33 protein-coding genes and 1 tRNA gene are annotated in these 22,454 nt (G+C 65.3%); 12 read left to right on the top strand and 22 right to left on the bottom strand.

The window, feature by feature from the left end; translation table 11 throughout:
* The first annotated feature begins 83 nt into the window (after nucleotides 1-83).
* The 6 genes from MPPM_RS23360 to MPPM_RS23325 all read left to right on the top strand — a co-directional run bounded on the left by MPPM_RS23360 (nucleotide 84) and on the right by MPPM_RS23325 (nucleotide 3,367).
* Nucleotides 84-695: a lysozyme gene (locus MPPM_RS23360; RefSeq protein WP_096487102.1), complete on the top strand. Its 612-nt coding sequence runs from the start codon at nucleotides 84-86 to the stop codon at nucleotides 693-695.
* Between the two features lie 298 nt (nucleotides 696-993).
* The gene (locus tag MPPM_RS23350; protein ID WP_096487100.1) at nucleotides 994-1,194 is read left to right on the top strand and encodes a hypothetical protein; all 201 of its coding nucleotides are present in this window, start codon (nucleotides 994-996) and stop codon (nucleotides 1,192-1,194) included.
* A gap of 1 nt (nucleotide 1,195) precedes the next feature.
* Nucleotides 1,196-1,501 carry a hypothetical protein gene (locus MPPM_RS23345; RefSeq protein WP_096487099.1) on the top strand — a complete coding sequence of 102 codons (306 nt, stop codon included), beginning with the start codon at nucleotides 1,196-1,198 and terminating at the stop codon, nucleotides 1,499-1,501.
* Nucleotides 1,501-1,938, top strand: coding sequence for a hypothetical protein (locus MPPM_RS23340; RefSeq protein ID WP_096487098.1), 438 nt, complete (start codon nucleotides 1,501-1,503; stop codon nucleotides 1,936-1,938). Before MPPM_RS23345 ends, MPPM_RS23340 begins: the two co-directional genes overlap by 1 nt.
* A gap of 165 nt (nucleotides 1,939-2,103) precedes the next feature.
* On the top strand, nucleotides 2,104-2,478 hold the full coding sequence (locus MPPM_RS23335) for a hypothetical protein (protein WP_153876642.1): 375 nt from the start codon (nucleotides 2,104-2,106) through the stop codon (nucleotides 2,476-2,478).
* 298 nt (nucleotides 2,479-2,776) lie between these two features.
* On the top strand, nucleotides 2,777-3,367 hold the full coding sequence (locus tag MPPM_RS23325; protein ID WP_096487095.1) for a hypothetical protein: 591 nt from the start codon (nucleotides 2,777-2,779) through the stop codon (nucleotides 3,365-3,367).
* A 95-nt stretch (nucleotides 3,368-3,462) separates the two neighbouring features.
* On the opposite strand, the gene MPPM_RS23320 is transcribed toward MPPM_RS23325, so the two are convergent.
* The 4 genes from MPPM_RS23320 to MPPM_RS23310 all read right to left on the bottom strand — a co-directional run bounded on the left by MPPM_RS23320 (nucleotide 3,463) and on the right by MPPM_RS23310 (nucleotide 5,767).
* Nucleotides 3,463-3,687 (bottom strand): hypothetical protein, encoded by a 225-nt coding sequence (locus MPPM_RS23320; protein ID WP_096487094.1) that lies wholly within the window; start codon nucleotides 3,685-3,687, stop codon nucleotides 3,463-3,465.
* 94 nt (nucleotides 3,688-3,781) lie between these two features.
* On the bottom strand, nucleotides 3,782-4,075 hold the full coding sequence (locus MPPM_RS28190) for a hypothetical protein (protein WP_153873081.1): 294 nt from the start codon (nucleotides 4,073-4,075) through the stop codon (nucleotides 3,782-3,784).
* Nucleotides 4,076-4,577: 502 nt separating this feature from the next.
* Nucleotides 4,578-4,802, bottom strand: coding sequence for a DUF305 domain-containing protein (locus MPPM_RS28185; RefSeq protein WP_157914242.1), 225 nt, complete (start codon nucleotides 4,800-4,802; stop codon nucleotides 4,578-4,580).
* 149 nt (nucleotides 4,803-4,951) lie between these two features.
* On the bottom strand, nucleotides 4,952-5,767 hold the full coding sequence (locus MPPM_RS23310; RefSeq protein ID WP_096487092.1) for a hypothetical protein: 816 nt from the start codon (nucleotides 5,765-5,767) through the stop codon (nucleotides 4,952-4,954).
* Nucleotides 5,768-5,881: 114 nt separating this feature from the next.
* On the opposite strand from MPPM_RS23310, the gene MPPM_RS23305 reads away from it, so the two are divergent.
* Nucleotides 5,882-6,073 (top strand): hypothetical protein, encoded by a 192-nt coding sequence (locus MPPM_RS23305; protein ID WP_096487091.1) that lies wholly within the window; start codon nucleotides 5,882-5,884, stop codon nucleotides 6,071-6,073.
* Nucleotides 6,070-7,461, top strand: a complete 1,392-nt coding sequence (locus MPPM_RS23300; RefSeq protein WP_096487090.1) for an ISL3 family transposase — start codon at nucleotides 6,070-6,072, stop codon at nucleotides 7,459-7,461. Before MPPM_RS23305 ends, MPPM_RS23300 begins: the two co-directional genes overlap by 4 nt.
* On the opposite strand, the gene MPPM_RS28180 is transcribed toward MPPM_RS23300, so the two are convergent.
* The 17 genes from MPPM_RS28180 to MPPM_RS23200 all read right to left on the bottom strand — a co-directional run bounded on the left by MPPM_RS28180 (nucleotide 7,458) and on the right by MPPM_RS23200 (nucleotide 16,357).
* Nucleotides 7,458-7,625, bottom strand: a complete 168-nt coding sequence (locus MPPM_RS28180) for a hypothetical protein (protein WP_157914241.1) — start codon at nucleotides 7,623-7,625, stop codon at nucleotides 7,458-7,460. The genes MPPM_RS23300 and MPPM_RS28180 overlap by 4 nt on opposite strands.
* 325 nt (nucleotides 7,626-7,950) lie before the next feature.
* The gene (locus MPPM_RS23290; RefSeq protein WP_096487088.1) at nucleotides 7,951-8,220 is read right to left on the bottom strand and encodes a DUF7352 domain-containing protein; all 270 of its coding nucleotides are present in this window, start codon (nucleotides 8,218-8,220) and stop codon (nucleotides 7,951-7,953) included.
* Between the two features lie 291 nt (nucleotides 8,221-8,511).
* Complete coding sequence (locus tag MPPM_RS23285) at nucleotides 8,512-8,826, bottom strand: hypothetical protein (protein ID WP_096487087.1); 315 nt, start codon at nucleotides 8,824-8,826, stop codon at nucleotides 8,512-8,514.
* Between the two features lie 31 nt (nucleotides 8,827-8,857).
* The gene (locus tag MPPM_RS23280; RefSeq protein WP_157914239.1) at nucleotides 8,858-9,385 is read right to left on the bottom strand and encodes a hypothetical protein; all 528 of its coding nucleotides are present in this window, start codon (nucleotides 9,383-9,385) and stop codon (nucleotides 8,858-8,860) included.
* Nucleotides 9,382-9,576 (bottom strand): hypothetical protein, encoded by a 195-nt coding sequence (locus MPPM_RS23275; RefSeq protein ID WP_096487085.1) that lies wholly within the window; start codon nucleotides 9,574-9,576, stop codon nucleotides 9,382-9,384. Before MPPM_RS23275 ends, MPPM_RS23280 begins: the two co-directional genes overlap by 4 nt.
* A 301-nt stretch (nucleotides 9,577-9,877) precedes the next feature.
* A complete protein-coding gene (locus tag MPPM_RS23265; RefSeq protein WP_096487083.1) occupies nucleotides 9,878-10,174 on the bottom strand; it encodes a hypothetical protein in 297 nt (98 codons plus the stop codon).
* Nucleotides 10,174-10,359 (bottom strand): hypothetical protein, encoded by a 186-nt coding sequence (locus MPPM_RS23260; RefSeq protein ID WP_096487082.1) that lies wholly within the window; start codon nucleotides 10,357-10,359, stop codon nucleotides 10,174-10,176. The genes MPPM_RS23265 and MPPM_RS23260 overlap by 1 nt, the downstream gene beginning before the upstream one ends.
* Before the next feature lie 413 nt (nucleotides 10,360-10,772).
* Nucleotides 10,773-11,084 carry a hypothetical protein gene (locus MPPM_RS23250; RefSeq protein WP_096487080.1) on the bottom strand — a complete coding sequence of 104 codons (312 nt, stop codon included), beginning with the start codon at nucleotides 11,082-11,084 and terminating at the stop codon, nucleotides 10,773-10,775.
* Nucleotides 11,081-11,620, bottom strand: coding sequence for a DUF551 domain-containing protein (locus MPPM_RS28175; RefSeq protein ID WP_157914237.1), 540 nt, complete (start codon nucleotides 11,618-11,620; stop codon nucleotides 11,081-11,083). Before MPPM_RS28175 ends, MPPM_RS23250 begins: the two co-directional genes overlap by 4 nt.
* Complete coding sequence (locus tag MPPM_RS23240; RefSeq protein WP_096487078.1) at nucleotides 11,617-11,976, bottom strand: hypothetical protein; 360 nt, start codon at nucleotides 11,974-11,976, stop codon at nucleotides 11,617-11,619. Before MPPM_RS23240 ends, MPPM_RS28175 begins: the two co-directional genes overlap by 4 nt.
* A 19-nt stretch (nucleotides 11,977-11,995) precedes the next feature.
* Nucleotides 11,996-12,373: a PadR family transcriptional regulator gene (locus MPPM_RS23235; protein ID WP_096487077.1), complete on the bottom strand. Its 378-nt coding sequence runs from the start codon at nucleotides 12,371-12,373 to the stop codon at nucleotides 11,996-11,998.
* A gap of 3 nt (nucleotides 12,374-12,376) precedes the next feature.
* On the bottom strand, nucleotides 12,377-13,174 hold the full coding sequence (locus MPPM_RS23230; RefSeq protein ID WP_096487076.1) for an HNH endonuclease: 798 nt from the start codon (nucleotides 13,172-13,174) through the stop codon (nucleotides 12,377-12,379).
* Nucleotides 13,167-13,526 (bottom strand): DUF2493 domain-containing protein, encoded by a 360-nt coding sequence (locus MPPM_RS23225; protein WP_197705056.1) that lies wholly within the window; start codon nucleotides 13,524-13,526, stop codon nucleotides 13,167-13,169. Before MPPM_RS23225 ends, MPPM_RS23230 begins: the two co-directional genes overlap by 8 nt.
* Nucleotides 13,527-13,677: 151 nt before the next feature.
* Nucleotides 13,678-13,751, bottom strand: a tRNA-Gln gene (locus MPPM_RS23220).
* 80 nt (nucleotides 13,752-13,831) lie between these two features.
* Nucleotides 13,832-14,515, bottom strand: coding sequence for a hypothetical protein (locus tag MPPM_RS29075; RefSeq protein WP_244573392.1), 684 nt, complete (start codon nucleotides 14,513-14,515; stop codon nucleotides 13,832-13,834).
* A 236-nt stretch (nucleotides 14,516-14,751) separates the two neighbouring features.
* Nucleotides 14,752-15,477: a response regulator transcription factor gene (locus MPPM_RS23205; protein ID WP_244573391.1), complete on the bottom strand. Its 726-nt coding sequence runs from the start codon at nucleotides 15,475-15,477 to the stop codon at nucleotides 14,752-14,754.
* A gap of 229 nt (nucleotides 15,478-15,706) precedes the next feature.
* Nucleotides 15,707-16,357, bottom strand: coding sequence for a response regulator transcription factor (locus MPPM_RS23200; RefSeq protein WP_096487074.1), 651 nt, complete (start codon nucleotides 16,355-16,357; stop codon nucleotides 15,707-15,709).
* Between the two features lie 719 nt (nucleotides 16,358-17,076).
* Between MPPM_RS23200 and MPPM_RS23195 the strand changes: the two genes are divergently transcribed.
* Together MPPM_RS23195 and MPPM_RS23190 are read left to right on the top strand one after the other, a co-directional pair.
* On the top strand, nucleotides 17,077-18,258 hold the full coding sequence (locus MPPM_RS23195; RefSeq protein WP_244573390.1) for a sensor histidine kinase: 1,182 nt from the start codon (nucleotides 17,077-17,079) through the stop codon (nucleotides 18,256-18,258).
* 12 nt (nucleotides 18,259-18,270) lie between these two features.
* Nucleotides 18,271-18,981, top strand: coding sequence for a response regulator (locus tag MPPM_RS23190; RefSeq protein ID WP_096487072.1), 711 nt, complete (start codon nucleotides 18,271-18,273; stop codon nucleotides 18,979-18,981).
* 274 nt (nucleotides 18,982-19,255) lie between these two features.
* On the opposite strand, the gene MPPM_RS23185 is transcribed toward MPPM_RS23190, so the two are convergent.
* Nucleotides 19,256-19,816, bottom strand: a complete 561-nt coding sequence (locus tag MPPM_RS23185) for a TetR/AcrR family transcriptional regulator (protein ID WP_096487071.1) — start codon at nucleotides 19,814-19,816, stop codon at nucleotides 19,256-19,258.
* Nucleotides 19,817-20,129: 313 nt separating this feature from the next.
* On the opposite strand from MPPM_RS23185, the gene MPPM_RS23180 reads away from it, so the two are divergent.
* A complete protein-coding gene (locus tag MPPM_RS23180) occupies nucleotides 20,130-21,293 on the top strand; it encodes an efflux RND transporter periplasmic adaptor subunit (protein WP_096487070.1) in 1,164 nt (387 codons plus the stop codon).
* On the top strand, nucleotides 21,290-22,417 hold the full coding sequence (locus MPPM_RS23175; RefSeq protein ID WP_096487069.1) for an efflux RND transporter periplasmic adaptor subunit: 1,128 nt from the start codon (nucleotides 21,290-21,292) through the stop codon (nucleotides 22,415-22,417). Before MPPM_RS23180 ends, MPPM_RS23175 begins: the two co-directional genes overlap by 4 nt.
* Nucleotides 22,418-22,454 lie beyond the last annotated feature (37 nt).

Here is a 22,454-nt window from a genome sequence, read left to right as displayed (position 1 = left end):
TCGCGGTCGGCATCAACGCGCCGCTGACGAATCGATCTCGGGCCGCTCAACGCCCGCCCTTCCTGACAATCCGGAGAACACGAATGGACCTGTCGCCCATCGGGCGCGCGGCTCTGAAGTCGCGCGAAGGCGAGGTGCTGACCGCCTACAAAGACAGCGTGGGTATCCTCACGATCGGCGTCGGGATTACGACGGCTTCCGGGCTGATCAAGGTGACGCCGGGGCTGACGATCACGGCGGCCACCAGCGACGCGCTCTTCACCGAGGCCGTGAAGGCATATGCCAAGCCGGTGTCGGATCTCGGCGTGAAGCTCGAACAGCACCAGTTCGACGCACTCGTGTCGCTCTGCTTCAACATCGGCCAGCCGGCGTTCACGCGCTCCACCGTGGCCAAGCGGTTGAAGGCCGGAGACGTCAAGGGCGCCGCCGAAGCGATCCTGATGTGGAACAAGCCGGCAGCAATCATCTCGCGGCGGCAGGGCGAGTACGACCAGTTCCGCACGCCCTACGCCGTAGCTCTGCCGAAAGCTCGGCGCGGAGACCGTTCGCCCGTGAAGACGCCGAACTTCATGGCGCCCGTACCTGCCCCGGCGCCCGCTGTTCTGCCGAAGCCCACCCCGCCTGTTGCTGAGGCGACCGTGAAGACCGGCGCCCTCGGCGGCTGGCTGTCCTCGCTGTTCCGGTGGGCTTCGTAATGGGCTGGGCTGCTCTCGTCCTTCTCGTCATCGGCTGTGCTCTGTTTTGGATGGCATGGAGCGACAACGCTCGCCCCACCAGTGCAGACGAACGGCTCGGGTCCGCGATCTTTGCCATCCTCGGGGCCGCCTGCCTCGGCTTGGCGTTCCTACTCTGGATGGCGTGGGTATCGTTTCGCTGAGCCTTTGCCCCTCACCCGCTGAACACAAGCGGGCTTGCCTCTCACAAATCGGCTTTCGTTGAAGACAAGCCCCGCCGCCGGCCGGTTGCCGCGCACCTCCAGAACGAGACAACGACATGACCCGTTTGCTTCTCGCGGCGCTGGCGCTCGCCTGTGCCTGCTTCCCCGCTCTCGCCGCAGAGGCCGCAGAGCCCGTCACTTGGGGCGCGCTGGGCGCCATCTTCGGCTGGATCGGCCTCGGCCTGATTGCGCTCGTGGTGGGCGGCATCGCTCTCGCCGTGATCGGCGGCATCATTCTTAAGGCATGGAGTCACTGACATGCCGCAGGAGCAATTGCCGCCTATCACTGTTGCCACGCCCGCCGCGGCTGCGACCGTCACGACGACCATCGTCAAGCGCCGGCCGTTCAAGATCGTGCTGTTGAACGCCGTCAATGCCATCGCGACGACCGCTCTTGCCGTGCTCGGCTACCTCCAGACGATCAACCTCAACGGCATCGTCTCTGCCGAAGCCGCGCTGTGGTGGATGGTCGGCATCAACGTCCTGACGATCATCCTGCGGCAGTGGTTCTCGCCCTCCGAGACGGTGCAGACGACGGTGCACCCCTCGCACGAGGGGCCGTGATGTGGGGCGCTCTCGGCGGTTTCGTCCTCAAGCTCTTCGCGGGGCCGATCCTCGACTACATGAAGCAGCGGGACGCCAGCGGTCGAGACATCACGATCGCCGGCATCGGCTCGGAGAAAGAACAGGTCGTCGCGCAGCTTCAGGCTGCCGCTGAGACCAACCGCCTCCGCGCCGCAGCCCAGCCGCAGTTTCGCTTCCTGATCTACCTCATAGCGCTACCACCAGCCCTCCAGGCCGCAGGCGTCTACCTTGATAGCCTGCCGTTCTGGACCCCTTGGGGGGCGCACATCGTCGGCGCCTGGGGCGTGCCGAAGCCGCCGCCTCCGTATGACGCTTATCAGAAAGAGATCCTTCTGAGCTTCTTCCTCGTCGCGCCGGCCGTGCAGGGCATCAAGGCCCTCGGCTCGATTGCGGCGGCGGCGGTCGCTCGCCGCTAACCCTTCCCCCGAAGCAGGCGGGACCGGTCGCGAGCTTGGAACCCGAGCGACCGATCCCTGACCATCAACGCCAACAGAGGGCGCAATGGCTGAGAGCTTGATCCCCCGCTTATGGCCCGACTCGCAAGTGCCGATCCGCCACACGAGAGCGGGAGGCGCGAGATCGTGACGAGCCTTGATGTGGCAGGGCTGCTTCGCGAATATGGGGGGTGGGGCTTGTCTGCCATCCTCATGGGCGTGATCGCGAAGCAGTACGCAGACAACAAGGCGCTCAGCGGCGGGCACATCGAGCGGCTTATCACGGGCCTAACGGCGGCCACGCAGGCGGCTGGTGGCGTGCAGAGCGCTCTCAACGAACTCCGCGCTCTAATCGACGCGAGCGGCAAGACAATCGGGGACCATACTCACCAGATCGGCATTCTCATCGAGAAGGTCCAGCACGGCTTCGGCAATACCTCCCAAGCAATGCAGGGGGTGACGAGCGAGCTTCAGCGGATACGCGATGATCGAAGAGAACGCGCCGAACGGGGGCGCTCCTGATGTGGAGACGCTTCATGACATGGCTTGGATGGGGGCCGCCGGCTGAGAGCTTGGCGAAGCTTGACGCTGCGATTGCCGGCAATGTGGCGGCACAGAAGGCCGTGCAGCGAGCGGGAGACGCCGCCGCAGCTTCGGCGCAGCGGCAGCGCCGTGAGGCGGTGATCCAGCGAAGACAGGCACGCGCCGCCTCACACCAATTGCGGAAGCAGGCGCTTCAAACGAGCGAGGTTCGCGCCCTCGTGGATGACATGCTGCGGAGCTTTGAGGCTTCGCCTGAGAGGCAGAAGGACGGCCCGCCGTGCTGATTTATCACGACCCGAGGCCAGAGAACATTCGAAGCGTCATCGCCTGGACCGCGTTTCTGCTCGGCTGCGGCTACATCGCGTTAAATGCGGTTCTGCCGAACAACGACATGAACATCGCCGTCGATATCCTGATCGGCGTGATGGCAACGGTGGTGCTCAGCTTCTACATCCGAGCCGGGATCTTAGCGCTATGGACCGGCTCGCGCACCAATACCGACTATCTGATCGTCGGCATCGCTCTATCCTGGCTGTCTCAGGACGGGCAGGCTTGGCTTAGGACGATCCTGCGACTGTCGAATTTCAATCCGGCCTTCGCAAACAGTGAGTTGTTCGTCCCAATTAAGTTGCTGACGGTGATTGCAGCGGTTCTGCACATCGTCCCGAAGGGGGCCGCCAATGGCGTCGTGCCTCGGGGCAACACGTACTCCGTTCTCGTCGGGTTTGGCATCGCGGCGGTGCTCGTCTTCGCGACGCTCGTCTATAAGCCGGATGTGCAGCCGGTCATTGACCGGATACCGCCTTGGACCCGAGACCTATTCCGAACCGGTGCGGTTCCGACAGGGCCGCCGAACCCACCGGCCTGAGGGTCCTAGCCGAGTTATAGCCGCTCCCCGCTAAACCATCCTAAACTCGCTCAATCTCAGCCCCGCCGGGTCCGCCCGAGCGGGGTTCGTCGTGTCTAGGCGTTCGCTTCCATGAGATCGCGGCCCCAACGCGCATAGGCTTTCTGGAAGCTTGAGACCGCAGTCGGGTCGCCCCACACCTTGAAACGGACAACGCTGCCGGCGCGCTCGTGCTCGAACTCAAGCCCATACTTCCAAGCTGCGCCCTTGATCTCGTTGACCATTCTGCCACGGATTAAGATGCCGGCATCAAACCAACTTTTGAACTCAGCGACAGCCATCCCCGCCTCCTCTCAGCCCGCTCGGCACCCGCTTGGCGGGCTTTTTCGGCATATCGAGAAGCTTTGGTTGATGGCACGGGCCATGCAGTCCGTTTCACACCTGAGAAGCTTTGGTTGATGGCAAGGAGGCGGGCTCGAACTCCGCTTCGCCATTCCGGGTTGATGAACGCCCAGGCCACAGGCAGGTAACAGCGTGAGGCGGCTCGGCCGGCAGCTCATCAGGCGGGATGAGCGCTTTCAGTGTGTTGAGATCGGCCACCAAGTCATTCCAATCATCGCGGCTGACGGTGAGTGGAAGCCAATCGTGATAAGCCGTATTGTCCACGAGCGCCCAGGCCGAGCGGACGACCGCGAGAACAGCAGCATAACCTCTCGTGGTGTCTTTCATTTGCCGCGCACCTCTAAACGATCCAGCCGCTCCACTTCAGCGATAAGCAACGCTGCTGCGCGGATCAAATCTTCTCTGCGGCTCTTCCGCCTAAAGCTGCCTGGAGCCCACGGCCAGACGTGATTGGCCAGCTTAAGCCCAAGAGTTCCCCTCGGGGGAAATGGCGCTAAACAGCCAGTGTAGACTGCCACGGGCAGAGCGTAACACGCAGCGGCGGCGGCCAACTCACCGCGAGCATGATTGTCGTCGTGCTCGAAAGAATAGCCTTCGGCAGACACTTGGCGCATTCGCTCTGCCAAAATGTCACGCCGAGCACGCGACGAGACGATGTGAGTCAGTGCACTGGCGCATTGCGCGTCGCCAGCCTGTGTCCGCTCTCGGATTTGGGCCTCGCCGTGGCATGGCTCACGATCAACTCCGCAATATGGGCAGTCGTAGATGCCTTTGGCGTCCATTGAGGGCTCCCACAAGTGCATAACCTCACCGTCTTCCGGAAAGACGACTACATCGAATGCCCGCCTCCGGACTCCGACAGGCCCCGTTGGCTAAGCCATGCCCGCATCTGGTCGATCTCGTTCTGTTGAGCAGCCCTGATGCGAAGCGCCAACTGCTTCGCCCAGGGGTTCGACCCGTAGACGATCTCCGTGTTCGCCATTCGAATTGCCATCTCGTGGTGCGGGATCATGCCCCGGATGAACCGGACATCGTTATCGTTGTAGTCTTTCACGCGAAGCCTCCTTAGTAGATATCCAGGGTATCGGGAACATCGGGCTGATGAGTGATCCATCGGGCCGGACACCACACGGGAAAATCGGGTTGATCGGCCCATCGAGAGCATGAAGGCGGCGCGTAGCCCCACACAGCGCAGAGCCGCCTTCATGCGGGTTTAGTTCGCTCTCGTGCATCTCGGCAGGCGGCGCACATGCACCGGCCATCGTCGCGAGGTAGAGCGCCAAACTCCATGATCGCGTCAGTCAGCCAGCGCACCCCAGCGGTATCGCTGAACTTATCCCACCGATTGGCGGCAGCCTCGGCAATGGCGCGGGCCTTTTCATAGGTCTCGCTATTCTCTCGCCCAGCCGAAACTTGCAGGCGCCTCCGGTCCAGCCGCTCAATCTCAGCGAGGATCAGGGCTCCGGCCTTCACGAGGTTGTCGCGGTAAGATCGCGGCTTCCACCACTGAAGCTCCCAGGGCCATAAGGGGCCGGGACCGCCGAGCGCATCAAGCTGCCGACCGGCGGTCGCATAGGCCGCCGCCGCCGCCGCAAGTTGCCCGCCGTTGTGGGCGTCATCATGCTCCGGCGTCCAGCCTTCTACCTCAATCTGTCGTCGCCTCTCGGCCAGCACATCGCGGGCGGCCTCACTCACATCCCGCTCGGCGATCATCAGCGCGTCGCTCATCTCCTCAAGCTGCTGCCCGCAAGCGAAGTTGCGCGCTATGAGGTCCGCGTTCTCACGCTTCAAATCCGCGACCTCGGTTGCGCCCACGCCCTGTCGATACCGATCCCAAGCCTGAACTACGGTGCGACGGGTGGCGTCATCTGCCGGTGGCAAGTCCGCCGCCTCATCCACGCCGAGCAGCGCGTCGAAGGCATTGCGAAGCATCTTCGCAGAGCCTGAACGACCGATGCCCTCAAGCTCCTGGGCGACGCCTTCGACCGCTGCGGCGGCATCGACGTATGATTGATCCATGAACAGGCTCCAATCCGATATCTGATTGAAACCTAATCCGACATCGGATACGGGTCAACAAGCGATATCGCATTGGAGGCGGTTTTGACTCGGAAACCGATATCGGTCACAACCGTGGCCGTGCCCAAGGAACCGTTCAAAGACAAGACGCTCGTCCGCTTTAAGGAGGGCACGCTCGACCGCATCGACGCGGTCGCGGGCAAGTTTCGCCGCGCTGAGTACATCCGCGATGTCGTCGAGACATCCCTGGCGAGGGACGAGAAGCGGAAGTCGCGCAAAGGGGCTGCCGAGGGGGAGCAGCCGTGAGCGATCTGCTCAACCTGCCCGGCGTCGTAGAGACGGCACGAGAAGAGGCGGACGATCACTACGTTGTCCACGCACGGTCTCGCAGGCCGACCGCGCAGGCGTGTAACCTCGCGTGCAAGCTGCGCAAGAACGGTACGAGGGTCACGGGCATCAACGACGTGCCGCACCACGGCAAGGCGACGCTGATCGAGTTCAGCGTTCAGAGGTTCGCTTGCCCTGACTGTAAGAACGAGGCGGGCGAAGTCGTCGGCAACGACGCGATCTCGGAAACGCTGCCCTTCAAGGAGCCCGGCTTCTTGATGACACGCCGTCTTGTACTCTGGATGGCCCGACAAGCTATGCGTCGGACGTTCGCCGAGATCGGCCGTGATGTTTATGTGGACCCGAAGTCGGTTGCAAAAGCGTTCGACGCCTACACTTCAGTTGAGATAGCAAAGCTCCATCGCGAGACGCCGCGCGTCCTTGGGATCGACGAGAAGAAGCTACGCGGCGAGTTCCGTGCCGTGATGGGCAACCTTGAGGAACTGACCGTCCTCGACATGCTGAAGGACAGAGGTGAGACGCTTGAACTTTACCTCAACCAGTTGTCCGAGGATCGGCGGCTGGAAGTCGTTGTCACTGATCGGTTCGACGGTTACCGCAAGATGATACGAAGGTGTCTGCCTGGGCGCCTTCACGTGACCGACCGCTTCCACGTCACGCGCGCGGCCAACGAGGTGCTGGACAACATCCGCGCCGCCGTGGCGAAGCGGCTGCCGGATAGGCGCGAGGGGGCCGCCTTGCGCATGTCCCGGCAGCTATTCCGCACCCGATGGAGCCAGACTTCGGAGGAGCAGAAAGCTACCATCAACAACTGGTGCAACCGCTGGCCGATCCTGCATGACGCTTATTGGACCAAGGAGCGGTACTGCGACCTCTATCTGTGCTCGTCCCCTGCTGAGGCCGAGACTTACTACAAGGATTGGCTCGCCACGTTACCGCCGACCGTGTCTCTGGCCTACAAGACTAAGTGCGCGATCCAGCGACGCTGGATGCCGATGGTTCTGGCCTACTTCGAGGAACCCTACACCACCGGCTACGTCGAGTCGGTCAACCGCTTTCTCGACGACCTACAGCGGGACGGGCGCGGCTACTCGTTCGAGGTGATGCGGGCGAAGCTGATGCTCGCCGGCAAGCTGGAGAACAAGACCTTCCGGGACCGGCACCCCGGCGCCTTCATGGGCGGCGGGGCCAACGTGGAGCCGCTGGAAACGTACCACTGGGGCGTGGACCTGGGCCGCCTTTCCGACGTGTTCAGCGCCGAATTCTACATCGTCCGGGACGGTCGCCGGTTCGACCAGCCGAAGGGCCTATCAACCCTGGACCCCGATTTCGACCTTGCCGCCTAGCGAGGTCGGATCAACCAATCCTTCTCGATAGCTGCAATTTCTGCGGCTAGGTCTTCGATGCGCCGACGCCGCTCGCCATGGAAGCGGTTGATCTGCTGGCCGCTCATATCGGGCATCGGGTTGAGCAGGAGCGCAATCCGGTTCGCGATCTCTCTGGCGTCCATCGTCCTATCCTTCTGCCTTGCATGCGGTGGGGCGGGGCAAGCGCTTCGTGGCGAAGGCAACCCCCTCGGACTGCTCTAGCCGGCGCCGCTCATCCGGAGTGAGGTCGGCCAAAAAGCCCCACGTCATCTTCATGCTGTCTTCCTCGCCGTGACAGCGGACCTTGATCCCCCGCGACATGTCGGCGGGGTTTTCCCACATCGTCCACTCATCGACCGGCTTGTCACAGACGGCGCACCTGATCCTCATTCGTAGGCGGGTCGGAGCCATCATCCTCTCCCCTAAAACTCCAGGCTCTCCAGCCGTTCGATCTGCCGGCGAAGGCGGTCACTGGCCTTCCATGAACAGGTGCCAGACGAAGCCGCCGTCTTGCAGCGAGCCGACGTGCGTGCATCCTGTGGGGATCGGATGCCCCGTGCCGACGATGTAGATGCCGCGCGGCAGTTCGTGCCGCTCCCATGGTGAGACGACGGCCCACACGGTTGGGATGCCGTCTTGCAGAGCGAAGTGGACCGGCCTCGGCAGCCCCGGCCCGGTTATCTCTTGGCGTCCGTCCGCGATGCGAACCGGGAACTTCCACACGGCTTGTTCTGACATCGGGAGGGCTCCTAGGATGCGGGGAGTAGCGTGCGGACGATACCGCTCGGGATCGGCATGCGGACTCGGCTGTCTGCCTGCCACCAGTGCATCGGGAAGTGGCCGAGTTCGTCGGCTCGGCGAACGGCGGCCGGAAGCGAAACGCAGCCGGGAAGCTCCACGATAGCGACGTTACCCTCGGCAACCGGAATGCGGAGCCAGAACGGAGCGCTCTGGCAATCACGATCAAAGACGATCTCTGCACTCACGGCTTGGCCTCTCTTCACGAAGGACGGATCGGGTGGGGTGGGGCTAGGCGGCGCTCTTCTCGGGCGTCAGCGGCACGCCGAGCTGCTTCAACAGCATCGAGCTATGACCGTGCTCGTGCGCGTACTTCATCAGGGCGAGGATCAAGCCATCGGCGTTGTTGCCGGCTTGCGCCGCCGCGTCAGCCATGCGGATGCCGAGGCCGCTGCCGGCTTGAAGGGTGAGCGTCCGACCGTGCTCGCCGGGTTCCCACTCAACCACGGCTAGGAAAGACAAGCCGCGATCCTGGCAGCGCTTGGCCAGACCGGCGAGAGCCGGGGCGATCTCATTGTCGTAGAAGGTCTCGTTCTCGCTCATCATTCTCTCCGTTCAGCAGGAAGGGGAGGGCGGGTTAGGCAATGCAGAAGCGTTCAGGATCGCAGTCGAGGCAGGGCTTGCCATCGCCGTCATCCCGAGCCGTGCGACAGAACTCGGCGCATTCCTGCGGGTTGGCTGGACCGTCCGTCAGCAACCGCATCAGGCGGGCGTTCTCGGTCTCGACCTCGGCCTTCTCCTTGAGGACAAGACGATAGAACTCGTTGTGGCGGGCGGCGCTGTTCATCCGGTGCCATACCTGCCAGACCAGCACGTCGGCGGCGTCTGAGTGACCGGCCGCGTCCAGCGCGTCGATCACACCCCGCAGATAGCCCCAATGGGTCGCCGTGTGCTTGTTGACCTTCGTCTTGCGCTCGAAGGCGCCGAGCTTCTGAAGCGTGTCGTTCGTCGGGTGCTCTGTGACGCCATCCATCACGGCAAGGAGGCGACGCGCGCCGTCCTCACTCAGGGAGTTGCCGAAGCCGCAGACTAGAGGCTCCTCCACGCGACACATCTGATCGGACAGCCACGCGGTGACGGCTTTGGCCTCGACGGACATGCTCATCGCCGCGCCTCCACGATGAACTCGTACTGGTCGCTGCCTGTGTCGAGCATGACGATCTCAAGCCCTTCCTCGGCTAGGAGACGATCTACGGCCTCCAGCACGACATGCGGCGCCGCCTTCCAATCGACGGAGGCGATCTCGTCGTCCGCCTCGCGGCTCTCGCGCAACTGAGTGGTCTTCTGCGTTCTCATCTTTGCCTCGGCTGCGGTTGAGCGTGATCTGGCTGATGCTCGGTCAGGCTCGGTGGATCGCCAACCATGAGGGCTACGGGCGGGTGTGAGACACCAAGGATGACGAGGTAGATTGGCGCTCCTGCTGCGATCCGCGAAAGCTCGTCTGGCGTCGGCAACCAAGCCGAAGTCATCCGATTGACGCCAGGGCTGTGCGGCTCGTCTCTGATCGGCAGATGTGCGCAGTGCCCGTCTTTCTCAGGCTCCCATCCGGCCGGCGCCCCGAGATAGCGGGTGGCGCCCTGTACGCGTCCGACCTCCATCACTCTGCTCCTGCGTGCCGGGCGGGCTGCTGATGACTGCTGCCCTGGATGCCGTGCGGGTTGACCTTCAGCCCCGGCGCAGCAGCGAGCGCATCGCGCCCCTTCGCCGTGATCCCGATGCGCAGATCTCCGCGCACCTCAATGTGGCCGGTTGTGATGAGCCGGAGCCACGTCACGGGCTCCAAGCCGAGCAAGCGTTCACCGCTCGCGACGACCTTGCCATGCTTGTCGATGACGCCCTCGCCCCCGTGATCGCGGAGTTTCTTGAGGGCTAGGTGCTGTGCGTCGGTGAGCATTAGGCCCTCCCGAGATAGTAGGAGCCGGCCCGCAGGCAGAATTCACGCTCGGCGTGGAATGCGGCCAGCGCCTTGCGGGGCGCGCGGACCGTGCCGACGAAGCCGGTCGCCTTGCTGAAGACCTCCCAAACTTTCCACTCGCGTTCGGGATAGTCCCTGTTCGGATCGGGGTAGCAGTAGGCCATGGCGGTATCTCCGTCGCGGATATGGACAAAATAACCGTCCCCGCTTATATGTCAATAAGCGTCCCCGCTTATGAGGCGATTTTGACGAATATTCCGTCCCCGGTTATGGGCCGACGTATGGGCCGCCCTGCCATGAACCTCGAAGAGACGAAGGTCCGGCTGAATGCTGGGGCCAAGGAGCGCATAATTGCGCTGGTTGGGGAGCAGCGCATGGCTACATTCATCCGCACGGCCGTTGAGGAAAAGCTTCAGCGCGAGGAAGACTCTACGGCTCGTCCCTCCAAACCCTCCCCCGCAGAGGGGTAGGGGAGAAACCTAGGGCGTCCCCACTGCGTGGGCCGGGCTGTCGTGCTCCGCACCGGACTGCTGCGCATTCCGGCCCTTACGGGCGTCCATCCCCTGACGCGGGCGGCTCAAGGGAAAAGGGCGAAGCTGACCAAGACCGCGCCGAGCATAAGCGCGATGGCCAGCACGATGCCGAAGGCGATATCCCACCCGCTCGTGCGATCCTCAGGGCGGCACGGTCGGATACCAAGCCTCCCACGCTCGACTGCTATACGGCGCATCGCTCGCTCGCGATCCGGCGATTGCGGAGCATGCCGCCACGCGCTCTCCATGTTATCGAGAACGGCCGAGCGGATGATCCAATCCATCTCACCAGAGGCTTGCAGATCAGCGACCGCATCCTCGCCGATCTTTTGCCCTATGGAGCGGAAAAGGCTCATCGCGCCCCTCCCCGATCCACCACCTTCCCGCACTGGACGCAGATGTCGTGCAGGTACGTCTTAGGCTTCAGCGCCTCGTAGAAGGGGCCGGCGTCCTCGGCGTCTGCGAACCGAACACGGCCCATACCGGTCATGTCTGGCGCCCCAACGTCATACCGCGGCTCGAACCGGCAGCCCCGGAACCACTTGTCCCGGCGAGGGCAGGGAGGGTCAGCGCCATCGGCAATTCCCTCGGCGGCGGGCGGCTCAGGGAGGGGCATCCAGTGAGTGAATGCCTTTCGGTGGTAACTCGGGCCGTCGGCCGTAGAAAGCTCCCAGCCGACGCGGGGCGGATCGTCGTCCCAGAAGACGACCTGCTGAAAGCCGCCCGCTATACGAGCATCGGCGGCAAGAAACGCTTCGCCATCCTTTGGCAGCGTTGCGATTGGCCGCCAGCCGTCGCGCGAGGAACACTCGCCGGAGGCTGAGACCGAAGGGCTCGGGGCAGAGCCCGAGTGGTCCGGTCCCGAAGGGACGCGCCCAAGATCGTCGCTCATCTCTCGCCCTCCGATTTCCCTTCAGCCGCGAGCAGGGAGGGGGAAGGACGCCGCTTGCGAGGCTTCGTGACGCTGTAGCCGTGGCGCTCAAGGCACTGACGCATCTGGTTGAGCGCGACGAAATCGAGATCGTTCGCCTCGTCGGCTCGGACGCCACTGTTCCGGCTGACGATCACGACCTGAGACCAATCAGCGTGCGCCTGCGAGACGACCGTGCCGCCGAGGAAGTTGCGGTGAAACGGGTTCGGGTGGTCGTACTGCCTGATGGCGTCGGCCATGCTACGACCGATCCGCCCCTCGCGCTCGAAGTCTGCGGCATAGTCGTTGAGCAGAACGGCAACCGTGTTGAAGCCCATGGCTACTCTCCTTCAGCGATCATCGGATGGCGGGGAAGGGCGGGGGGGCGAGGTCGGGAAGGTCGGCTTTGACCCAGTAGTGCCGGGGCCGATATCCGCCCCGAGCCGCGGTTGCCTCACCCCACCGAGAAGCGATGACGCCTTCACGCTCTAGGTCGAACAGGTGCCCGTAGATGGAGGCGATCGGCCAGCGCTTGCCGAGCCGCTGTTCGCACTCCTTCGTCAGCGTGTAGCCTGTGCCGTTGGGCTGCTGTGCGCGGACTGCATTGAGGACGAGGGCGCGACGGTCGCGGGAGCGCTTGCTTGCGGCTCGGAAAAGCCGGCCGACGCCGAAGATGAAGCCACCGATCCCGAGCACGAGGAGCGGCAAGCCGGCGACGTAGGTTGCGAGGTTCATCGCTCAGGCTCCTTCGGATCGGATGGGGGTAGGGATACGCTCGACGGACACGCCAGCCGCTTCGGCCTGCCGGATCATGTCGGCAGTGCCTCTGATGAACTGTCCGCCCGGCCCTCTCTCGGCCGTGCCGTGGATCAAGCGATCAGCCTGATTTTCGGCCGGCGTTGCCCAGCGGATGTTTTTGTCCGAATTGTTGGACGGGTTGCCGTCGTTGTGCGCTGCCTGATGCAGTGCCGTCGGCGGCTCTCCCCTGAAGGCGTGGGCTATCAGACGATGCACCGAGTGCCGCTTGGACTTCCCGTCAACTTGCAACTGGACGTGAACGTAGCCGTCCTCGTCCATCCAAGTAGACAGGTACTCACCCATTCGCCCAGGCAGCAGGGATATCACACGCCCTATGCTGGAAACGGCATAGGGCAGCCCACCGCGGACCAAGCGCCATTTCTCGTTTTCGGTATCGTATTTGCTCGGGTCCGGCAGGCATTCCATTGAACGCCTGAGGCCGTGCGTTGTGACGAGCCGCTTGATCGCTACGCGCGATCTTCCGAGTGCGGTAGCAATCGCGTTGTTGCTCTCGCCTTTGGCGTACATATCGGCCGCAAGTGCCAATTCCTCGTCGGACCAGTCGGCACCTCGTTTGAGGGTCTCGCGAGGGCGCTGTATCCCCTTCGCTTGACGGAGGTTGGACACCGAGCCGACAGACCGGCCGAGCGCCACCGCGATAGCGGCGTCATCCTCGCCAGACGCGTACCACTCCCGAACCCGCTCAACTTCGTCGGGCTGCCATCTGCGCTTATTCATCGAACCACCCCACCGTGACGACGGGTATTCCGGCGGCGCGAGCCTGCCGAACGCAATCCTGAGTTCCGCGCCCACCCTTGAAGGCGATCACAACGTCGGGCTTGCCCTCGGCGAGCATGTGAGCGTTGCGGATCGGGCCAGCCGCCTTGCCGTGCTTCTTCCAATCAGCCGGGAAGTGCTCGTAATCGTAGCCGTAGGTGCGGCACCACTCTCGTGCCAGCATGTCGGCACCGGGTGCTCCGCCCTGGATCACCCGCACGCCGTTGTGGCGCTGGGCGATCTCGTGGAGCGTCCCGAAAAGGGTATCGCGGTCGGCATAGTCGCGACCGCCGCAGACGAGGACGCGGATCATGCGCCGGCCCTCCCGGCGCAACCGGACAGGCTGGCAAGCGATTCGCAGCCTGTAAAACGGCTGTAAAATGCGGGATATGGGTCGAGCGATGCGCTGCCGTGAAAGCCTGAAATCGGCCTACAGCACCAATCACTTAGCGATTTGCAGGAAGTGGCTGGGGGACCTGGATTCGAACCAGGACTAGCGGAGTCAGAGTCCGCGGTTCTACCGTTAAACTATCCCCCACCGGGGCTTTCGCGCGTCCGGCTGATCGGACTAGCGCGTTCGGGGAAGCGTTGGCCGTATCCCCGAGCTCGGTGCTGGCGTCAGATAGGCTGTGACGGGCGCCGCGTCAACATGGCTGCACGCATCGTCGGCGTGGTGAGGCCTGACGGCCACGCTCGCCCGCTCTCATCCGGTCCGATCGCGCGGCCTGCGGGACCGGAGGCACGGATCTGTTCCACAAATCTGTTCATTGAGGGCTGTCTGTGACTGGCTTCGGCTTTGACGAGCGTCTTTCCCGCGGGCGGAGGCGCGGGCCGGGCGACCGGACCCGGCGCCAGCGTCTCCTCGATCACGTATCGGGCGAGCGCGTCGAACGTGTCGATCCGCTGGACCGGAGCCTGGGCCGCGGCCGTCGTCCGATCGACCTGCGCGTCGTCGGTGCGCAGGATGAGGCCGAGGGCCCGCTCCAGATCCTCCCGCGGGTCGAGGTAGAACCCCTCGCGACCGTGCAGGAAGGGTTCGATGCCCGTCAGCGGACGGGTATCGAAGAGTCGGGACGCTGCCCAGTGGGGCGACCTCGCCCAGCGCCCGCGCCTTGCGGGCGAGGTTGGCGCTGTTGTTCTGCCCGGTGCGGCGAAAGCAGGCCACCGGGCGGGCGACGCGCATAGGGCTCCCGCGCCAGGGTTCGGCGGAACATCTCGCAGCCACCGCAATCCTTGAACGCGTGATCGAAGCCGCCGGAGGTCGGCGTAGAGATCGCGCGAGATGTGGGTCGCGATGTACATGACTGGGTTCCAGCCAAGGCACACGAGCATGCGCGGCGTCATCCGGTTGGGCGGCGCGGCGAGCCCACCGCGACCGCCGATCCACCGCCCAGCGCCGCTTCGAGCGGTTCAGTGTCGAACTGACCACAGACGACTTCAGGCCGGTTTCCTCGTCTCCGGATTGTCTGGCGCTCGGATCGCATCGATGGCGGGTATGTTGGGAGCGGCACCGGGCCCCTCACGGCGCCGCGCTATCCTCAGGCGACAGCCACCAGGGTGCCGGAGGTAAATCCGTCGCGACCGGAGACGAGGGGGAAGGGGGACAGAACGCTCCCGAACCGCTCGGCGGGCGGGGCGGCGCTCGTCACGATGCCTCTGTTCATCGCCCAGACCGCGGCCTGCGTCCGGTTCTTGACCCGGACCTTGCGCAGGATCGCCTTGACGTGGACCTTCACGGTGGCCTCGGCGATGTCGAGGTTGCGGGCGATGACCTTGTTGGATTCTCCGAGCGCCAAGCCTTCGAGGATGTTGACCTCGCGGCTCGACAGGCTGGAGAGCGAGGTTCCGTCCGCCCGCTGAAGCCCGGTCAGGGCGGCGACCGGGCCGGGCGCCCGCACGGGATCGGCCGCCAAGCACAGACGCCCGAGGAAGCTCATCGGCAGCACCGCGCAATCGGCGATCACCACCTCCAGAGTTTTCAGAAGGTCGGCGGGAGAGACGTCCTCCGTCAGATAGGCCGAGGCGCCGAGTTGAAGACTGCGCAGCATCAGCCCTTCGGTATCCCGCAGCGCCAGCGCCACGATCTTGACCTCGGGCAGCGCCTCGGCGACCTGCCCGACGATGCAGGCCGCCTCCTCGTCGATGACGACGAGTGCCAATCGCGCCGCCTCAAGGTCGTCGAGGTGCAGCCCGGGACACGCCGCGACCTGTCGCACCGTGAAGCGGGTGCCGGACAGGAGCGCGACCAGGCTTTCTCTGACCATGCGATTGTCGCTGACAATCAGTGTATCGACGTGTTCCATCGGAGCCACTCCCCTGATCTGCAAGAAACCTCCCGCGCCCGATTCTCCTGAACGCCGCTTCTATTCGGACCATTCGCGCCGACGTATTGTGCACCGCAGGATGTTAGGCACAAATTAACTAGACCGAATGGGACCTTTCCTGTCACGTCGGAAAAAACTTGGACACCCATTAGGATCTATCCAGTCCGTACTAGTTTTTGCCCTTGAGAATTGTCGGAGCGAGGAGCGCAGCCTCGGTCCGATTTCTGACTCCGAGCACCCGGATCACACCGGAGACGTGAATCTTCACTGTCGCTTCGGCGATGTTCAGCGCGAACGCAATCTCTCGATTGGACAATCCTTTGCCGATCAGAGCCAGAACCTCGCGCTGACGCAGGGTCAGCCCGATCGCCCGCACGTTGCGCTCCGGTGGTCGCATGGCCGGGACGGCATCGGGCGGCTTCGCGACCAGGATCGCGTCGGGAGCGTAGAGCCGGCCGTCGAGCGTTGTGCGGATCGCCTCGACCATCTCCTCGTGGCGCTGCCGCCGGATGATCAAGCCGTGAAAGCCGAGGCTCAAGGCGTCCTGAAACAGGTCGGCGGAAGCCTGCGGGACGACGAGCAGGAGGCGCGCGGCGCCGGCCGCCCGCTTCAGGGCCCCCAGATAGGTCGGGTCGCCGGCGGGAAGGAGGCGGGACCCGACGATGACGAGGTCCGTCTTCATCGGTGACCGGACATCGTTGATCAACTCGGATGCCCCGGACACATCGACGATGATCACGCCGCTCAAGCCGGCTTCCAGAGCCCTGCGCAGACCGATTCGGAAGCTCTTCTGTTCATCCGCGATAATGATCCGCCACATGATTGAGTGCTTACTCCACTGGCGGCAAACAATATTCGGGTGAAATCCACTCCGACTTGGCTATCGCGCTCCAGAAGCGAAGGAGGCGCGCCGATTGTGCGCAAAGGGTTTGCCGCCGAGCTGTACAACGGATGGCGCGAACGAATTCGATGGGGAAAACCCTTGGCTAAGGGCAAGATCGCAAGTTCGCCACGCCACAGCAAAGCTCAACGCCGCCGATTCTGAGCACTCGTCCGAGCGACATCAAGCATCCTTCGAGAGGCTACCCTCTATGGTCGAATAATATTCCGAGTCTCCGTCCAAGCGGTCGATCGAAGCCAGGATACGCCCACCCAGTCCAGAATCTGTCATTGAATACGCCCTTCGGACTATCAACAATGAGGTATCATCGAATCGCTTTTGTTATATACCGCGGTGCAACTGAGGCATATCGTGTCACCCTACAGTGGCCTGCGCGATACCGATCCAATGTCTAGGCCGTAGCCCGAATGGATCATGCCGCCGCAGCCGCCGTGCATCTTTGGGGGCTCTGATGACGTCAGTAATCGCGGCAGGCGACGCCCATTCGCCCACGATTTCGACTGCCGAGTGGCCGCACGCCCCCTCGTGCGACACGTCGCGGACATGCCCGGCGCAACGCCATCCGTGGGACGGATCGACCCGGCCCGGTACGCTCAGCCGCTGACACGCCGAGGGGGGCCTCGTCGATGGACCAGGACATGGCATCGGCAGCGGTCCGCCCGGGTCCGCTGACCCCGGAGGACATGCGGGCCCTGGAGGCGATCGGCGACCCGGTCCTGGTCGCCACCCGCTCCGGCAGCGTCGCCTTCGCCAACGAATCCGCCCATCTGCTGCTGCCGCGGGAGGATCCATCCCGGATCCATCTCACCGGCAAGGCCTCGACGGCCTTCCTGGCGCGGGTCCGGGCGGCGGGAAGACCGCTTCCCGGCGTGGTCGCGGTCAAGCGGGGAACAGGAGTGCGCCGCTACCGCTGTCAGGGCTGCCGCCTGAACCGTAACAGGCTGGATCCCCTGGTTCTCGTGCGGCTGCTGTCGGTGCGGGACGCGCGTTTCAGCCTGCTGGCGAACGAGGCCGTCACGCTGCGCCGTGAACTCGCCGAGCGCGAGCGCTATCAGCAACGCCTTCAAGCGCTGCTGCGCGAGCGCGACCTGCTGCTGGCCGACCTTCGCAGCACCGACCAGGCCCGGACCCGCGCCGAGTGCGACAGGGATGCGGTGCTGGCTCAGCTCTACCGGGCGCATCAGGCGGAGCGGGAACGCCTCGCCCGCGAGCTTCACGACGAGGCCGGCCAGCAGCTCGCGTGGCTGAAACTGCGGCTCGACCGCCTGCGGCGCGAGCCCTCGCCCGAGGAAGTCGGGGCGATGCTGAACCAGGTCGACGCGATTTCAGCCAGCCTGCGGCAGGTGGTTCGGGAACTGCGCCCGGTCGCGCTGGCCGAACTCGGCCTCATCCTCGCCCTGAACGGCCTGGTGCGCGAATGGTCCGACCGGTGCGGAGTCCCGATCGAATTCCAGCTCTCCGGCGCCTCGGTGCCTCTCACACCGGAAATCGAGGTGACGATCTTCCGGCTCGTGCAGGAAGCGCTGACCAACATCGTCAAGCACGCGCCGGGATCAGGGCACGTTTCGGTGACCCTTCAGTACAACCGCGACGGCGTCACGCTGGCGATCGAGGATGACGGGCCGGGTCTCGGACCGGACCCCGAATCGGAATCCGTGGACGGGCCGGTGTCGGAGAAGTGTCGTGCGGGGAGCGGGTTCGGACTCGCGGGGATGCGCGAGCGGCTGATGCTGCTCGGAGGAAAGCTCTTAATCGAATCGCCTCCCGGCGGTGGGACGACGATTCTCGCGCGCTTGCCGTTGTTGCGCGCTTGCCGATGACAGGGGGATGATGTGCGTACGGCGAAAGCAAGAATCAGGGTCGCCCTGATCGACGACCACCCGATCTTCAGGAGCGGCGTCCGCGGTCTGCTCGGCGAGACCGCCGGCATCGAGGTCGTCGGAGAGGCCAGCGACGGCCGGCACGCCCTCGACCTCGTTGGTCGAACGCTGCCCGACGTCGTTGTCATGGACATCACCATGACCGGCATGAGCGGCCTCGCCGTCGCGCGGGCCCTCCGCGACGCCGGCTCGGCGGTGCACATCATCTTCCTCACGGTCAACGAAGATTTCGCCTTCGTTGACGAGGCGCTGACCGCGGGAGCACAGGGCTACGTCCTGAAGCGCTCCGCCGGCACCAGCCTGCTGGAGGCCATTGAGGCCGTCGTCTCCGGCGGCCGCTACATCGACAACGAGATGCGCTCGCCGCCATCCCTGTCCGATCGCACGGAAGCCGGACCGCCCGCACCCCAAGCCGGCGAGGAAGGTGGCCTCACCGCGCGGGAGCGCGACGTGCTCCGGCTGATCGCTCTCGGCATGACGATGAAGGAGGTGAGCCTCTCCATGTCGATCTCGGTCGCGTCGGTCGATACCTATAAAATCCGTGGCTGCAAGAAACTCGGCCTGCGTTCCCGCGCCAGCATCGTCCGCTACGCTCTCGGACAGGGCTGGCTCGAGATGGAGAATAGACGACACCCGTCGGATCGGCCATCGCCCTTGATGTGAGCTTTTCGAAAACACCATTTCAATGTCCGGGAGCAGAGTGCCCCTCGAGCCCGCTCCGCACCTGGGACCCGGCTGGATCAAGTCTGCCTCCGCCGATCCGATTCTGCTGATCCTGATGTCTCCGAATTGATTTCTTCGATCCGGTTCAACGGACCCCGGTTCCCCGCGACGCAGGGCGGGACGAGCGCCCACGATCCAAATCAGACGCACGAGCCGCGAGACACGGACGGACATCGACGGCTCCGCTCCGTTCGAGGGAATCGGCCGAGGCGCTTCAGGCGAGTTCTCGCGCCGCGCGCTCCAGCGCACCCAGGAGCGGCTCGATCTGCGCGGAGTTCAGATCATGGAAGCCGAGGGTGCGGCCCATCACGACACCGAGTAGGGCGAAGAACAGCGCCGCCCCGACCCCTGCCGGCCCTTCCGCGGCCTCGAACCGGGCGAGCCTCTCGGCCACGAAGGCGCGGTAGCCGGCGAGCGCGTCCGGATTCTCGGCCGAGGCGAGGAGCAGCGCGCGGCTAAACTCGTCCTCGTCGCAGTAGCTGCGGCGCAGGTGCTCGATCATCCCGAGCGCGAGCCCCTCGGCTCCCCCCGCCTGCTCGGGTTCGCAGGCGGCGATGCCGGCGCGCAGATGCTGCAGCTTGCGCTCGACCAGAGCGAGGATCAGCGCATCCTTCGAGGCGTAGTGGTGCAGGACCCCGCCCTTGCTTAGGTCCGCCTCCGCCGCCACGGCATCGATGGTCAGAGCCCGCGCCCCGCCGCGGCGCAGCACCGCGCCCGCCGCCTCAAGAATCACTTCCGCGCGGTCGTCGCGGCGGCTGCGCGTTCTCTGCGACATGATCGCCCCCGAACTCCACTCCCGTACGCCGTCCCGGATGCCATATCCGGATCGCCAAACTAAATCTCTGTGGAATATTGATTTTTCGGAGCAGAAAGACCGGGTTCCCCGATCTGCCGAGATAAAAACCGTCTGGACGGTCGGTAAGATACGCGATAAGCCTGCGCCGCGAAAGCGGGCTCGTCGGAATTGGTCGCCCGGGCCCTCCCGTGTCCGGATTCCGGTTCAAGTCCGGTTCGAGTCCTGGTCCAAATCACGCAGCGTCCCACCAAGTCCCGTCTCAAGCTCCACTCCCTGCCCGGAAGCTCGGCCGATGTCCTCAGGGCGACGCCCCATCCTCACCGCAACCGCACGCGCGGCCGTCTTGTCGGCCCTTCTCGCGACCGCGGCTCTCCCAACGCCCGCATCGGCCGCCTCCGCCCTCCCGGAGGCGGAGAACCCGTCGGTGGTGATGGTGCGCGTGGTGACGGCGAAGAAGGAGCCCGTCACCTCGGACGTAGTGCTGACCGGCGACGTCCAGGCTCAGGCTCAGACCAACGTCGCCTTCCGCACCAACGGCAAGGTCGCCGAGCGCCGGGTCGAGGTCGGCGACCACGTCGCCGCCGATCAGGTGCTCGCGGTACTGGAACCGCTGGTGCAGCGCGCCAATCTCGACAATGCCCGCGCCGCCCTGGCCTCGGCGGAGGCGCAGCTCACCCAGGCCAAGGTGACCTTCGAGCGCCAGAAGCAGCTCATCAGCGGCGGCTACACCACGCGTCCGGCCTACGACAACGCCGAGCAGCAATTGCGCACCTCCCAGGCCGCGGTCGATTCGGCCAGGGCGGCGCTCGGCACCGCAGAGGAGCAGCTCTCCTACACGGAGCTGCGCGCGGGCGTGCCCGGCATCGTCCTGAGCCGGACCTTCGAGGTCGGGCAGGTGGTGCAGTCGGGACAGGCGGTGATGGTGCTGGCCCAGGACGGACCGCGCGACGCGGTGTTCAACGTCTACGAGGCGCTGACCGCCCACCCGCCCGGCGACAAGACGATTCAGGTCACCCTCCAGTCGGACCCCACGGTGGCGGCGAAGGGGCATGTGCGCGAGATTTCGCCGACGGTAGACGCGGCGAGCGGCACGGTGCGGGTCAAGGTCGGCCTCGAGCGGACGCCGCCCGCCATGTCGCTCGGCGCCGTGGTGATCGGCCGGGGCCGCTTCGCCTCGCGCGAGGCGGTGGTGCTGCCCTGGTCGGCGCTCTACCGCTTCGACGACCGCCCGGCGGTGTGGATCTACGAGGCCAAGACCGGCACGGTCGCGGTCCGCACGATCGAGATCGACCGCTACGGCTTCGACGACATCGTGCTCAAGGGCGGCGTCGAGCCCGGCGAGGCGGTGGTGACCGCCGGCATCCAGTTCCTGCGTCCCGGACAGCAGGTCGCGCTGGCGGGGCAGGAGCGCGCGCGAGACACCAGGAGATCCGCGGCGGGGGAGGACGGACAATGAAGTGGGCGCCCCTCGTCGCTATCCTCGTCGTCGGCGCCTCTCTACTCACCGCCTGCCAGCCGTCACAGGAGGCGCCGCCGCCGCCGGTGCGGCCGGTCCTGACCACCCTGGCGCAGCCCACCGACAGCGAGATCTTCGGCCCCTTCGCCGGCACGGTCGAGCCGCGCTACCAGTCGCAGCTCGGCTTTCAGATCGGTGGCCGGGTGGTGGCCCGCGACGTCACCGTCGGCGATGTCGTGAAGAAGGACCAGCGGCTCGCGGCCCTCGACCCGATCGTCTCACGGTTCGACCTCAGCCGGGCCGAGGCGGAACTGGCCGACGCCAAGGCTCAGGCCGAGAACGCGACGGCCACCGAGGCGCGCACGCGGCGGCTGATGGAAGGCGGCAACGTCACCCAGGCCCAGCTCGACGCGGCGGTGGCCCGGCGCGACACCGCCCAGGCCCGCCTCGCCCAGGCCGGGGCCAGCCTGCAGAAGGCCCGCGACCAGATCGGCTACACCGAGCTGCACGCCGATTTCGATGGCGTCGTCACCCAGCGGCTCGCCGAGATCGGGCAGGTGGTGAGCCCGGGCCAGGGGATCGTCACGCTCGCCCGGCCCGAGACCCGCGAGGCGGTGGTCGACATTCCCGAGACGCTGACCGGCGCCATGCCCAAGGACGGCCTGTTCACGGTGGTGCTCCAGAGCGCGCCGGAGATCACCGCCCGCGGCCGGGTGCGCGAGGTCGCCCCCTTCGCCGAATCCGGCACCCGGACCCGCCGCGTCCGCCTGACCCTGGAGGAGCCCGGTCCCGCCTTCCGGCTCGGGGCCACCATCACCGTCGCGCTGGAGCGCAGCACCGAGCGCCGCTTCATCCTGCCGGCCACCGCGCTCCTCGACGCCGACGGGCGCCGCTCGGTCTGGATCGTGCCGGAGGCCGGCCAGCCGGGGGAGGCCGATGCGGACAAGGCGGCGGGCGACCGGCACGTCGAGCGCCGCGATGTCACCCTCGACGGCGACCGGCCGGACCGGCACGGGCGCGTCGCCGTTCGCGCGGGGCTGAAACCCGGCGAGCGGGTCGTGGTGGCGGGCGTCCACTCCCTGCGCGACGGCCAGACCGTCCGGCTGGCCGACGACCGCAACTGAGCCGGAACCCGGCAGCAATCCCGGCAAGAGAGCCGCA

This window comes from Methylorubrum populi, from assembly GCF_002355515.1.
In the GTDB taxonomy this organism is placed as follows: domain Bacteria; phylum Pseudomonadota; class Alphaproteobacteria; order Rhizobiales; family Beijerinckiaceae; genus Methylobacterium; species Methylobacterium populi_A.
The sequence above is the reverse complement of the archived record's forward strand: the minus strand, read 5'-3'. Positions and strand labels throughout refer to the sequence as shown.